The 12,838-nt window shown below is 70.2% G+C and carries 13 protein-coding genes; 6 read left to right on the top strand and 7 right to left on the bottom strand.

The window, feature by feature from the left end; genetic code table 11:
• Nucleotides 1-73 precede the first annotated feature (73 nt).
• Nucleotides 74-262: a hypothetical protein gene (locus RWP81_RS08000; RefSeq protein WP_055960171.1), complete on the top strand. Its 189-nt coding sequence runs from the start codon at nt 74-76 to the stop codon at nt 260-262.
• A 240-nt stretch (nt 263-502) separates the two neighbouring features.
• Here the strand turns inward: RWP81_RS08000 and RWP81_RS08005 are convergent, their stop codons facing one another.
• The gene (locus RWP81_RS08005; protein ID WP_314454550.1) at nt 503-745 is read right to left on the bottom strand and encodes a hypothetical protein; all 243 of its coding nucleotides are present in this window, start codon (nt 743-745) and stop codon (nt 503-505) included.
• Nucleotides 746-889: 144 nt separating this feature from the next.
• Between RWP81_RS08005 and RWP81_RS08010 the strand changes: the two genes are divergently transcribed.
• On the top strand, nt 890-1,570 hold the full coding sequence (locus RWP81_RS08010; RefSeq protein WP_314454553.1) for an alpha/beta fold hydrolase: 681 nt from the start codon (nt 890-892) through the stop codon (nt 1,568-1,570).
• A gap of 54 nt (nt 1,571-1,624) precedes the next feature.
• On the opposite strand, the gene RWP81_RS08015 is transcribed toward RWP81_RS08010, so the two are convergent.
• Together RWP81_RS08015 and RWP81_RS08020 are read right to left on the bottom strand one after the other, a co-directional pair.
• Nucleotides 1,625-2,416 (bottom strand): transglutaminase family protein, encoded by a 792-nt coding sequence (locus tag RWP81_RS08015; RefSeq protein ID WP_314454556.1) that lies wholly within the window; start codon nt 2,414-2,416, stop codon nt 1,625-1,627.
• Complete coding sequence (locus RWP81_RS08020; protein WP_314454559.1) at nt 2,413-2,997, bottom strand: MarR family transcriptional regulator; 585 nt, start codon at nt 2,995-2,997, stop codon at nt 2,413-2,415. Before RWP81_RS08020 ends, RWP81_RS08015 begins: the two co-directional genes overlap by 4 nt.
• 81 nt (nt 2,998-3,078) lie before the next feature.
• Between RWP81_RS08020 and RWP81_RS08025 the strand changes: the two genes are divergently transcribed.
• Nucleotides 3,079-3,450, top strand: a complete 372-nt coding sequence (locus RWP81_RS08025; RefSeq protein WP_314454562.1) for a hypothetical protein — start codon at nt 3,079-3,081, stop codon at nt 3,448-3,450.
• A gap of 163 nt (nt 3,451-3,613) precedes the next feature.
• Here RWP81_RS08025 and RWP81_RS08030 read toward each other — a convergent pair whose 3' ends face one another.
• A complete protein-coding gene (locus RWP81_RS08030) occupies nt 3,614-3,832 on the bottom strand; it encodes a hypothetical protein (RefSeq protein WP_314454566.1) in 219 nt (72 codons plus the stop codon).
• Between the two features lie 148 nt (nt 3,833-3,980).
• Between RWP81_RS08030 and RWP81_RS08035 the strand changes: the two genes are divergently transcribed.
• Nucleotides 3,981-4,559: a hypothetical protein gene (locus RWP81_RS08035; protein WP_314454569.1), complete on the top strand. Its 579-nt coding sequence runs from the start codon at nt 3,981-3,983 to the stop codon at nt 4,557-4,559.
• Nucleotides 4,560-4,594: 35 nt separating this feature from the next.
• Here RWP81_RS08035 and RWP81_RS08040 read toward each other — a convergent pair whose 3' ends face one another.
• Nucleotides 4,595-5,533, bottom strand: coding sequence for an aldo/keto reductase (locus RWP81_RS08040; RefSeq protein ID WP_314454572.1), 939 nt, complete (start codon nt 5,531-5,533; stop codon nt 4,595-4,597).
• A gap of 34 nt (nt 5,534-5,567) precedes the next feature.
• Nucleotides 5,568-6,935, bottom strand: a complete 1,368-nt coding sequence (locus tag RWP81_RS08045; RefSeq protein ID WP_314454575.1) for a cell division initiation protein — start codon at nt 6,933-6,935, stop codon at nt 5,568-5,570.
• Nucleotides 6,936-7,480: 545 nt separating this feature from the next.
• Here RWP81_RS08045 and RWP81_RS08050 point away from each other — a divergent pair.
• Nucleotides 7,481-8,173: a DUF998 domain-containing protein gene (locus tag RWP81_RS08050; RefSeq protein ID WP_314454578.1), complete on the top strand. Its 693-nt coding sequence runs from the start codon at nt 7,481-7,483 to the stop codon at nt 8,171-8,173.
• 215 nt (nt 8,174-8,388) lie between these two features.
• Here RWP81_RS08050 and RWP81_RS08055 read toward each other — a convergent pair whose 3' ends face one another.
• Nucleotides 8,389-10,860, bottom strand: a complete 2,472-nt coding sequence (locus tag RWP81_RS08055; RefSeq protein WP_314454581.1) for a LuxR C-terminal-related transcriptional regulator — start codon at nt 10,858-10,860, stop codon at nt 8,389-8,391.
• 316 nt (nt 10,861-11,176) lie between these two features.
• On the opposite strand from RWP81_RS08055, the gene RWP81_RS08060 reads away from it, so the two are divergent.
• Nucleotides 11,177-12,826 (top strand): polysaccharide biosynthesis tyrosine autokinase, encoded by a 1,650-nt coding sequence (locus RWP81_RS08060; protein ID WP_314454584.1) that lies wholly within the window; start codon nt 11,177-11,179, stop codon nt 12,824-12,826.
• Nucleotides 12,827-12,838 lie beyond the last annotated feature (12 nt).

Below are 12,838 nucleotides of genomic sequence, written 5' to 3' on the forward strand. Positions count from 1 at the left end.
CCGCGCAACCCCTTCCTCGGTCACGAGCCGCTGCGCGAGGATTCCGAGGACAACTGTTCCGAGGAGGACGACGATGACTGACCGTGAAGAGACCCAGGACGCCCCCGTCATGGACGGCGCCACCGACGCTGGCGTCGAGGAGAAGAAGGACGGCGCTCGAGAGCAGCGTGCTGCTGACGCCGCGGTCGCCGACGAGGGTCTGCCCACCGAAGACCTGAAGGACGACCTCCGCAGCATCCGCGGCTACGGCGAGGATCGCTGAGGACGCTCGTCTTCCAGGGGGGCGGACGACGACCCTCGTCCGGAGCCACGTGGGGGACTGGCTCGACGGGCGAGGGCCATCGAGGACGCCAGAGGGGCGTCATCCGCGCCGACGATGGCGGCGGGGGTATACGCAGAGTACGCGCTCGTCCCGCCAAGACGGCCGGATCTCAGCCAATCCGAAGGCGGTGCGCGCACTGCTCCCGGGCGCACGGCGCGGCGCCCGGGAGCGGGGAATTCATCAGGCGTCGGTCGGCACCTCGCCGGCGGCGATCGCGTCAGCGTAGGTGCGGATGTCGGGGCCGGGCTCGTAGTCGATGAAGCGGTCCTTGATGCGCGCGTTGATCTGAGCGAAGGCCTCGTCCGACGAGATGCCGTCGCTCTCGCGGGCGATCGCGACGACCGCTTCGCGCAGGACGTTGTCGGCGTCGTCGAGGATCTTCTGGCGGGCGGGTTCGTTCCAGCGGATGTCTGAGATGTCCATGGGCGACACGATAGGGCGGGCCCTCGGGCACCTTTGCGGGGTTGCGCCCGGGGCGTGCGTGTGCGGAGCCGGCGGCGCAACCCGGCCGCTCGGCGGCACCGCCGCGGCGAGGATGGACGCATGTCGACGGATGCGGGGAGAGGCATGGGAACGAGGCTTCGCACGGCGCTGCGCGACCTGCGGTGGTGGGTGCGCGACTACGCGTACGCGCTCCGCGGCCAATGGCGCGCCCTCGTCGGCCGGGAGGGCGCTGCGCCTCTGTCGGAGGGGGCGGGCACTCCGGTCGTGCTGCTCCCGGGTATCTACGAGACCTGGCGCTTCCTCGAACCCCTCGCGCGCGCCCTGCACGAACGCGGTCATCCGGTGTACGTCGTCGACGAGCTCGGCGACAACCGTCGTCCGATCGCCGAGCAGGCCTCTCGGGTCGCCGTCTTCCTCCTCGCTCGCGGACTGGATGACGTCGTGCTCGTCGCGCACAGCAAGGGCGGCTTGATCGGCAAACACGTCATGGCGTTCGACCCCGCCGGTGCGAGGGTGCGTGCGATGATCGCCGTCGCGACGCCGTTCGGCGGTTCGCGCTACAGCCGGCTGATGCCGACCCCCTCGCTGCGCGCCTTCGCGTCGGGTGACGCCACGATGCGCGCGCTCGCCGCGGCGGCCGAGGCCAACGCGCGGATCGTGTCGATCTACGGATCCTTCGATCCGCACATCCCCGAGGGCAGCGAACTCGCCGGAGCACGCAATGTGCGCTTGACCGAGGGCGGGCACTTCCGCATCCTCGCCGACCCCCGGGTCATCGCCGAGGTCGTCCGGGTCGCGGAATAGGGTGTGTCGCGGTCGATCGCCCGTGGACGCGGAGGTCCGGGCGGACCGCGCCTCTCAGCGCAACAGCACGGATCGAGCGTGGTCGTCGACGGCGATATCGCCCTCCGCGACGGCCGTGACCTCGACGGACTCCAGGGTGAGGGCTCCCGACAGGGTCGTCAGAAAGGCCGTGTCGGCCGCATCCCTGCCGGTGGCGATGCGCACGAGGTGGTCGCGGGGCGCCAGCCGCGTGGCATCCACGACCTCCCATCGGCCGTCGACGAAAGCTTCGACCACCGCATGGAAGTCCATGGGATCGAGCCCCGGCGCGAACGCGGAGACCAGACGAGCGGGCGTGCCGCTCGCGCGAAGGAGGGCGACGGTCAGATGGGCGTAGTCGCGGCAGACGCCCTCCCGTGCTCGGAGGGTGTCGACCGCGGTATCGGTGGGTCCGCTCGATCCGGGGACGTACGACAGCTGCTCCCACACCCACGCCGGCACTCGCTTCACCGTTTCGCGGGGGCTGAGATTCGCGAAGACGGATGCCGCATCGCCCAGCTCGTCGGCGGGGGCGTAGCGACTCGGTCGGAGATAGCGAACGGTGTCGACGTCGTCGGACTCGGCCGGTGCGGTGGGTGGCGAGACCTCGGCGCGGTAGGCGATGATCGCGGTACCCGCGGGCAGGGTTGCGCGATGCAGGCGAGTGCCGTGGGCGTCGTGCTGCTCGCGGAACGGCACCGAGCGACCCTCCACGGTGATCTGCAGACTCTCCTCGACGACCCAGCCGGCGGCGGCGGCGATCGACAGGACCACTTCCGCCTCGACGTCGACGTGAAGGATCACTTCGGCTGCGACCGACGCGTTCATGCGGCCGCGTCCGGTACCACGTCGGCGTCGGGAAGAAGAGGGGAACGGGCCCTCGAACGCACCGCGCAGCACCCATCGCCCGCGGCGTCGCATCCGTCGGCGACCGCACAGCGCATGCGGTGCAGGAAAGACGTCACAGCGGCGGTCTCGCCCTCGCTCATGCCGCGGGTGGCCTCCATCATGCGTGCGTGCATGGAAGCAAGAGTGTCATGCATCTCGACGTCGGCGTGCCCGGTCGTGGAGACCAGCACCTTGCGTCGATCAGTCGGGTGGGGTCTCCGCTGAAGGTGACCCGAGCGTTCCAGCCTGTCCAGGAGCGCCGTGACCGACGCGGTCGACACACCGAGGTGCCGGGCGAGGTCGATCGGGGTCACCTCGAGCGCGGTCGCCGACGCGCGCGTGAGCACGCGCAGGACGAGCAGTTCGTTCTCACTCATCGACATCGATGCCTGCGTGCGGCGGCGCATGGCCATCTCAGCGGTGCGGTACGAGCGCATGGCCTCCATGATCCGCGCTCCGCGGTCGTCGTCCGCGCTTTCGCTGTACCAGTACGACGGAGGTGATGGGGTGTCGTTCGTCATCATCTCTCCTAATATCTCGCTTGCCTATTCGCTAGTCTAACTAGTAAGTTGGAACCTAAGCAACGAGCAGAGGGGTACATCATGGCGAAGCTCTACTACGGCACGACCACCGAGCCGATCACCGTCGACGACCGCGTCCTGGCACACGTCAAGGTGGTCGTGGCGACCAAGCTGCGCCGTGGTGAGAGCTTCACGCTCTCGTGGGTCCACGGACCCGACGAGCCCGCAGGCCGTTCCACCATCTGGCTCCAGCCGTCGATCCCGCTGCGTTTCGTCTTCGAATCGGAGCAGCCGGAGTCGCTCGACCAGAATCTTCTGAAGCGCATGGCGAACGACGCGAACTCCTCGCGAGGTCTGAGCCTCGACGTCGCGATCGACGGGCTCGCCGCAGCCCCGGCTTCCGCGGCTCCGGCTCGCACCAAGGCTTCGCGTACGCTCGCTCGCGCTGCGTGATGTCACGGGGCGCGCCGCTGGTCGGCGTGCACCGCGGCGTCGGCTCGCCCGCGGGGCCGGTGCGGGTCGCTCCGACCCCGCCGATCTCCACATCGGCGCGGACGTCCCCGACGCCTTCGACCGCTGATTCACGGGGCGCCGTCGGCCCCTCATCCGCGGCTCGTCAGCCGTCGGTCTGATCGACCTCCGGAGCCACGTGCGGGGGCGTCCCCTCTTCGCTGCGCACGCGCGTGACGCCGACGATGAAAATAACGGCGGCCACCGCGAGGAGAGCCACCTTCGGAGCGTTGGGCGAGTCCGCCGGCAGCACCAGGGTGGGCACCGCGCAGATCACGGCAGATACCGCGCTCAGGAGGGCACCCAGGGGCAGCCGCGTCAGCATCCTCAACCGTTCTTCCCTCCCGTGGGCTGCCGCCATCTTAGGGGAGTGTGCGAACCGCCTTCCATACCGTGCGGGTGCGCGCCCGTCCATGGCCGGTTGCGTGTGCGAGGGCGCCGTTAGCGTTGCCCGGACCGACGAAGGGATTCCCGTGCGAATCAGAACATCTCCGCTGGCCGTTGCCGTCCTGCTCGCCGCACTCTTCAGCGTTCCGTCCCCCGCCTCCGCGGCCGCCGCACCCGCCGTGGTGGCGGCACCGTCGTCTCCCTCCGTCGGAGAGGTGGCGACGATCACCGCGTCGGGCCTCGGCGGTCTCGAATCGGCGACGTTCGGAATCGACGACGCGAGCGCGGGGGCGTTCTCAGGCGAGGGCGCCGAGACCGGTGCCACCACCGCCGCTGTGCCGGTATCGGACGGGTCCGCCGTCGTGGAGTTCACCCCCACGCGTACCGGCGACATCGTCATCGCGGTCAGCACCGGCGAGTCGGTCCTCGCCGAGGTCACGATCTCGGTCTCGGCGGCGACGGCGGAACCCGCGCCGTCCACCGTCAGCCCGACGTCCGCGCCCTCGACGCCGGCAGCAGATGATTCGGCTCAGGCCGAACCCGACTCGGAGGCCGAGGCCGGACGCTTCGCCTTCGTGCTGATTCCGCTGATCGCGGCCGCGATCATCGTCGTCGGAGGCATCATCGTGATCACCCGCGGGCGCCGGAGTCGCCGCGGCGACTGAGACCTGGTTCCCGTCGAGGCCCGTCGTGCACCCGGTCAGGGGACGACATAACCCGCGGCCCGCACCAGCTCGTACCATTCCGCTCGCGTCAGCCGGAGGTCGGACCCCGCGGCCGCATCGGTGACGCGTCCCGGGCTCGTCGTGCCGAGCACGACCTGCATGTCCGCGGGATGCCGGGTGATCCAGGCGACCGCGATTGCCAGGGGCGGGACTCCGTACTGCTCCGACAGCCGGTCGATGACGGCGTTCAACTCGACGTAGTCGGGGTGCCCGAGGAAGACGCCGCCGCCTCCGCGGGTTCCCTGCAGCGGCGACCATGCCTGGAGCGTGATGCCTTCGATCCGGCAGTACTCGACCAACCCACCGCCGTCTCGCACAGAAGACTGGGGGGCGCTCTCCATGTTCGCGGCGAGTCCCTGCACCATGACGGGTGCGTGGGCGATCGACAGCTGCACCTGGTTGGCCACGAGGGGCTGACGCACGGCGGTTCGCAGCAGATCGATCTGGCGGGGCGTGTGGTTCGACACACCGAATGCGCGCACCATGCCCGAACTCTCGAGGTGATCGAAGGCGCGTGCCACCTCGGCCGGCTCGACGAGCGCGTCGGGGCGGTGCAGCAGCAGGACGTCGACGTAGTCGGTCCGCAGGGCGCGCAGTGATGCCTCCACGGAAGACACGAGGTGTTCGTAAGAGAAGTCGAAGTACGGCCCCTCCCGCACGATGCCCGCCTTGGTCTGCAGACGGATCTCACCGCGTTCGGCGGGACTCAACCGCAGGGCCTCCGCGAATCGCTCCTCGGCGGAGTGCAGGGAGCGCGCGTAGATGTCGGCGTGATCGAAGAAATCGATCCCGGCGTCACGCGCGGCGCCGTAGAGCGCACGTACGTCGCCGTCGGTCTTGTCGTCGATGCGCATCATGCCGGCGACGACGTTGGGGACGGTCAGGCCGGTGGTACCGAGGGGAACGTTTCGCATCACCCCACGCTAACGCGCGGCATGGCGCACCGGCTCACTCCTTCCGATGGGTGGCCGGTGCGTCAGCCTCCGTTGCCGGGCTGTGGGTCGTTCCGGCATCCGATGCCTCTTCATGCACCGGATCGACGGGGGCGCGCGAGCCCCGAGGCGCGGCGCGCAGCAACTCGTTCATATCGGCCAGGAAGCTGCCGAGCTGCTGCTGCTGCCAGCGAAGGTCGCGCGCGCGGTCCTCGGCGTCGTGCAGCACGCCCACGCTGTGAGAGCTGATCGTGTCGGCGATCCGCTGCGCCTTCTCGCCGGCGTCGTCGAGGATCTCGCGGGCTCGCAGTTGCGCGTCGGCCCCGACCTGCTGAGCCTGGGCGCGCGCGAGCCGTTCGAAGTCGTCGGCACGCGCGCTGATACGCCGCGCGTGCTCGAGGGCGGCGGACACCTGCTCGTTCGCATCTTCGGTGATGCGCTCGGCGTGCGCCACGGCCTGATTGTGCAGGACGAGGAACTCCTGCTGCGCCTCGTCTTGTCGGCGGGTGAGTGACTCTTCGAACTCGAGCACGCGCGCGGTCATCTCGCGCACGTCGCGTTCGGCCGCGGACCGCAGCTCGCTCGTCTCGCGCGACACCATCGATCGCAGGGCCGCGACACCCCTCTCGGATTCGGTGCGCACGGCGACGGCCTCGCGCTCGGCCTGAGCGACGCGTTCGGTCGCGTGCGCGCTCTCGCGGTCGAGGCGTGCCGCGTGTGCCGTCGCCTCCGTCTCGATCCGCAGGCGCACCTGATCGACGTCGTGCTGCGCCTCGGCGCGCAGGCGCGCCTGTTCGGCGACGGCCTCTTCGCGGATGGATGCCGCTTCATCGCGCGCGCTCGCGAGTAGTCGCTCGGCCTGGCCGACGGCGTTCTGGACCAAGACGGATGCCTGCTCCTCCGCCACGCGCAGGATCGCATCGAACTGCTGCCGTTCCTGCTGCGGGTCGGAGTGCTCGCCGCGGCCGGAGGCGAACTCCGCCGACAACGCCGCCACCCGCATCTCGGCTTCCGCGGCGCGTGCCGAGGCTTCACGCGCCTGCTCGTGCAGGGCGGCCGTCTCTTCCGCGCGGAGACGCGCGGCTTCCTCGAGTTCCCGATCGTGCTCGGCCCGCTGCTGGGCGAAGACCGCCTCCGCGTGCAGCTTCGCCTCGCGTGCCTCCGCGGTGGCCCGTCGCGCCCGCTCCCCGAGCTCGCGGACGGCGTCGTCGACGGATTCACGGTCGTATCCGCGGAAGCCGACGGGGAACGCCGGTGCCGACCGGTCATGCGACCCGGTCGGATCGAGGAGCGCGTCCAGCGATGAGACGTCCGCCTCGGTGACGACGGGAGCGGACGCGCGGTCGCGCCGCCTGCCGTCGGATTCATCGGCGCTCTCGGTCACGTGTCCTCCTGGGTTCGTGCGTCTGTCACGAACGGCGTTCTTGCCACGCGAATCAGGCGCGTCGGCGCAGCGGTCGGTTCGTGAGGAATGCGCGGCCCCGGGCTCGGGTGCCGGAGCCTCGGGACCGCGCATCGGGGAGAGCGATCGCTTTCGCAGAGGCGGGTCTTGGGGGAGAACCACGTGACGACCGCTCGGTGTCGAGGCTGGCACACTCGTGGGTGGTCGACGCGGGACGAGGCTCTTTTCTCACCCGGGGATTCGCCCTGGCGGGTGCCCGCGTCGACGGTGGGACGGGGCTGCCCAGGGGCGAACCGACAGGTCTTGCAGGGGAGGAGGTGCGGGCAGGGCGAGGGCGTCCAGCGGTGCGGCCCCCCGGCTCGCAGGCGACGCGCTCGCTCTGCCCGCTCCTCCAGCTTGGTGCGGCGCGTCGGCGTGCGCGGACGCCCCGGCACGAAATCACCCGCCCGGTCAGACAGATCACCTCGCGCCACCGAGGGCGCGCGGGAGGAGACGATAGGGTGGCCGAGCCCGACCAGGAGGAGCCGATGACCGACACTCTCGAACGGCCCGTCGACGCGGATTCCGGGCGCACCGGCGCCCGCCCGGCACGGCTGGCCCTGTTCGGCGCGATCGCCGCGTTCGCCAGCGCCGCACTCATCTGGATCTGTCGAGCGGGCGACCCCAGCGTGCACTACGTCAGCCAGCTCGGGGCGACGGGCATGCCGACGGCACCGCTGTTCAATCTCGCGCTCCTGCTGCTGGCGGTGGCAACGGTCCTCGTCGATCGTGCCACGATCGCCCGCGGGGCCGGCTATGTGGTGGGGTGGCCGGTGGCGACGACCCTGCTGGTGTGCGGCCTCTGCTTCGGGGTGGCATCCGTGATCACCTGTTCTCCGGGCTGCCCGGTTCCGTTCACGCCCGGCGCCCTGGTGCAGGACTTCGTACACATCTCGTTCGCCGTCCTGGGCTTAGTGCTGGCGATCGTGGCCATGGGTCAGGTCGCCGCCCTCCGCCGACGTCCATGGATGCGGGCGGCCAGCATCGTCACCCTGGTGGCGGTGGGGGCCACCTCCTTGACCGGTGCCATGATCGCCCTGTTCAAAGGCGACACCGTCCTCGGCGGCAACCTGGAGTTCACCGCAGCCACGCTCGCCATCACCTGGTTCGGGGTCTTCGGCCTGCAGGTCGCCGCCGACCACCGCACGTCGCACCGGCCCGCCGATCGATCCGATGAGTGACGGTCGCCCCGGGAGGACCGCGTCCGTCCGTCTCCGACGCCTGCGTCAGGTGCTGTCGTGGGTCCTTCCCTTGGCGTCGTTCGTCGTCATCCTGTTCGTGCTCCGCGGGGCCGGCGTCCCGCTGTCCGTCCCGGGGGTCGTCGTCGTTCTGGTCGTGCTGGCGGTCGCTCGCGTGGTCGGAGCCCGGTCGCGACGTCGCCGCCGCCGCCGGGCGCTCACACCTCCGGATCGGTCTCGATGAGACCCCAGGCGTGGGCCGCCCTGATCGCACTCGACCGGTCGGAGACCCCGAGCTTGCGGTAGAGACTCTGCAGCTGCGTCTTGACCGTGTTGGGCGAGACCACGAGGGCTTTCGCGATGTCGGCGATGGTCGACGTCGGGGTGAGGTGCACGAGGACCACCTGCTCGCGCTTCGTGAGATGGGGGACGCTGACCGACGAGGCGAAGAACGAGCACCTGCGGGTGATCTCGTCCCTCGAGGCGGGTGAGAGCATCTGCAGCACGAGAGCCCTGTCCTCGGGCGCGACGGCACTCCACGGACTCCACAGGTCGTTGCTCGCGCTCAGCGCCTCGGCCCGCTGCGCTGCCGTGCGGTGAGCGGCGACACCGTTCAAGCGCACGTCCGCCACGACGCTCACGACGAGACTCTCGAGTGCGGCCCTCGGAGCAGGCTCGTGATGCAGCCCCCACTTGACGCTCATCACGAAGGCTTCGTGCGCCCGTCCGGCGTACAGCTGCGACAGGGCGATGGCGGGTGCCGTCGTCGACGCGAGAGCGAACGGTCCCTCGAACAGGGACAGGGCCTTACGGGCCTGGCGGAGCGCGATGAGGACCTTCGCCCGCGCGGTGAGGATCTGGGTGGACTGGTAGTGGGAGGGCGGCGTGCTCCGCGCCCGCCCCATCCAGGTGCGAAGGAGCCCCAGTGCGTCCGAAGCCGACCCTGAGAGAAGGAAAGACACAGCGTGGACGGCTGCCGCGAACGGCCACAGCTCGCGCGCTCCCGCCGTCGCAGATATGTCGTCGAGCAGTGCGCGCGCACCTGTTGCGTCACCCGCCTCCAGCTGCAACCACGCTTCCGCGAGCCGGATGCCCTCCCCCCAGGGGGAGCTGCGCCAATTGTCGTCCCGGCCGGGAGTCAGCACCTGACGCGCGCCGCGGATGTCGCCTTCGAGCAGGTCGATGATCGCGATGACGCCACGGGCACGCATCCGGCGGGCCGGGGGTGCGGCCCCTTCGACGTGATTGAGCGCCGTACGCGCGTCGCGCAGTTTCCCCATCGCGAACGCGGTCATCCCGATCTGGTACCAGGCCTCGCAAAACACCTCGGGGTGCAGGTCGCGCGACCGGCGGACGACGTCGCTGAGGAGGGCCGCCGCCTCCGTGGAGAGCGCGAAGCGTCCGGCCGCCCTCAGGAGGCTCACGCGGAGGATCAGGGCGTCGAGATTGCCCGAGGCGGCGCTCTTGGCATCCGGAAGCTGACCGAGCGCGGCGACGACGAGCGCGGGAGTGTCGAGCGACGTCGCCGTCACGGGATCCAGCATCAGCAGCACGTCGACCACCGCCGGCGTCATGGACGCCTGTGTCCGCAGCTGCGCGACCAGCCGTTCGAAGCCCTCCGGATCGCGTGCCCAGATCTCGGGGCCCGACGAGCGCAGCACACCGGCGAGGGTGGTCCACTGTGCGGCGTCGGCCGCCAACTGTGCGGCGAGGAGGGGTTCGCCGCCGTCGACGAGGTGGGCGAGCAGGCGCAGGCGAGCACGACCCACGTCTTCGGGCCGACGCTCGGTGATCTCGCGCAGCCACTGCTTCCGGATGGGCTCGGCGAGGGTCAGGCGCGTCGAACTCGGCCACATGAAACCCGCGTCCCGCAGATGGGCGACCATCTCGCCCGTCGATCCCGACGTCGGATCGACCCCGATCGCATCGGCGATCGCCACGGTCACGTGGGGGGCGACGGCCAGGAGGCGAACGTCATCGGACACGGGCATGTCCAGACGCTGCTCGAGGTCGGCGGTCAGCGCGGCGTTGGCGTACTCGGCCACCGCCATCGCTTCGTCACGCGTGCGTAACGGCATGCCCTCGAGTCGCAGGCGGGCGCTCGCGAGTTGCACGAGTGCGGGCCACCCGTGTGTGCGTTCCGCGAGCGCGTCGATCCCCACCTCCGTGGTTGCGACCCCGTTCAGTTTTAGGACCTCCGCGAGCTCGTCCCTCGTCATGAGGAGGTGTTCGGCGGGGATCACCTGCACGTCGAACTCGAGGGCGACCAGCGGGCTCTCCAACCCCGTCGCCTGCCGGGTGGCGACGACGATCTGCAGATGCGAGTCGGAGCGGAGGAGTTGCAGCAGGTGGTCGGTCGACAGGCCCGCCCCCTCGACGTGGTTGTCGATCAGCAGGAGGTGCGCGCTCGGCCCCTCAGCGAACGCCGCAAGGATCTGCGGAATGCTCTCGGGGGTGGTGAGGCTGCCGTCGATGAACTGAACACCGCGCTGGGTGTCGTCGTCGAGCGAGGCCGCGAACTGCCGGAGAAGTGACGTCTTGCCCACTCCGGCCGGGCCCCGCAACAGCACGACGTCGCTCGTGAGGGCGTCGCGCAGGAGTGCGAGGGAATGGGTGCGTGAGGCCCAGAACCGGCTGATACGGCGGACTGCGCGAACGGCGGTCGGAACGGTGTCCACGTCGATGAGCATCGATACCTCCAGGTGGTCGAGACGACCTCCTCCTAGGGCGGGCGAAGAGGTTCGTCGTCGCGGCGAGACCTCCACCACGTGTAGATGATCCTGAGGGTGAAGACGTGTCGGACATGACCAAAAACGCATCTTTCATCCCCCTCGTCATCCCCTTCTCACCCCCTGTGGCGTCACCCTTTCGGTCGCCGCGATGACGCTCCGACGGCGATTTCGCCCGCGGTGCGCGTACCCCGGGCGCACCGTGACCGGTTCGTGCCTGTGCCTATGCTTCGGGCGACCCGACGGTGCCGCCGTCGCGTCGCGAAAGGCGGACGTTGTGGACATTCAACGGATGGTGCGCGTCGTGCGCGCCTATTGGAAGGCGATCGTCGCACTGATCGTCGTGGGCGGGCTGGCGGGGCTCGGATGGAGCTCGCTGCAGCCGCGGGTGTACACCGCGGACGCGAGCGGCTACGTGGCCGCCGTGGCGTCCGACGGTTCCACGGGGGCTGCGCTCGCCGGGGATCAGCTCGCCCTGTCGAAGGTGAAGTCGTTCATCGACATGGGCTACTGGCGCAGCGTCGCCGAGACCGCGAGAGGCGAGCTCGGGCTCTCCGACAGTCCGGAGTCGCTCGTGCAGCGCGTCCGGGTGTCGAATCCCATCGAGACCGTCAACGTGCGAGTGGATGCCACGGGGCCGACCCCGGAGTCCGCGCGCGACCTCGCGGAGGCGTGGATTCGCGGCATGACAGAGGAGGTCGACCAGCTCGAGACGGGTGGGGGCGGGCAGAGCGCGGTGCGGCTGGTCGCCGGTGACTCGGCTCGCCTGCCTACCGCTCCCTCGTCACCGAACGTGCGGCTCGACGTCACCCTCGGGGCGCTCGCCGGTGGCGTGGCCGGGCTCATCTTCGCCTTCGTCCGGCGAGCCTTCGACCGGCGGGTGCGTTCGGCGCGCGACATCACCGACGCCGTCGACGCTTCCGTCGTCGGTGTCCTCCCCGTCGACAAGGAACTCGCCGGGGGGCGCGCGGTATTCTCCTTCGACGACATCAAGGACGGTCGCGGGTCGTTCGCCCACAAGGAGGCGATGCGCGAGCTGCGGACCAACCTGCAGTACGTCGACGTCGACCGGCCGGCCCGCGTCCTGGTGGTCACGAGCCCGCTCCCCGGTGACGGCAAGTCGACGATCGCCGCGAACCTCGCCGTGAGCATCGCGGCGACAGGACAGTCCGTCGTCCTGATCGACGCCGACATGCGGCGCCCCGTCGTGGGCGGCATGTTCGGGTTCTCCGACGACGTGGGCCTCTCGGACGTGCTGGCGGGTCGTGCGCAGATCGAGCAGGTCGCCCATCAAGTGGACGAACACGGTCGCCTGTTCGTGGTCGCGGCGGGGCGGACGCCACCCAACCCGAGCGAGATGGTGGGGTCGCAGCGCATGCAGTCGCTCGCCCGCAAGCTCGCCGACGACATGGTCGTCATCATCGACTCGCCCCCGACGCTCGCCGTCGCCGACGCGGCCGTCATCGCGAGTTGGGCCGATGGTGCCGTGCTCGTCGTGACCGCCGGGCGCACGACCGACGACATGCTGACCCGCGCGACCGACAACATCGCCAAGACCCGTGGCCATCTCCTGGGGGTCGTCCTGAACCGGATGCCGTTGCGCGGTGCCGATTCCGGCTACTACGGATCGCAGTACGGCGGGTACTACGGCTACGGTGCTCCGAGCTCCTCGCCGAAGGGACGGTGGCGTCTGGCTCTGCGCCGACGGGGGAAGAAGGCTGAAGCGGTCGACGCCGAGCAGGAGGCGTCGCCGCGGCGACGATCTGGCGGGCTGCCACCGGAGAACGTCAGCGGGTTGCGTACGCTGTCGCAGCGGAGGATGTCCGCCACGGCTGAGGGTGAAGCCACGAGTGAAATCGCCCTCGCATCCCCCGCGGAAACCGACACCGTCGACACGATGAGCCGCCGTCGCACCCGTCGAGGCTGATCACCCGCACTG

This window comes from uncultured Microbacterium sp., assembly GCF_963521695.1.
Classification (GTDB): domain Bacteria; phylum Actinomycetota; class Actinomycetes; order Actinomycetales; family Microbacteriaceae; genus Microbacterium.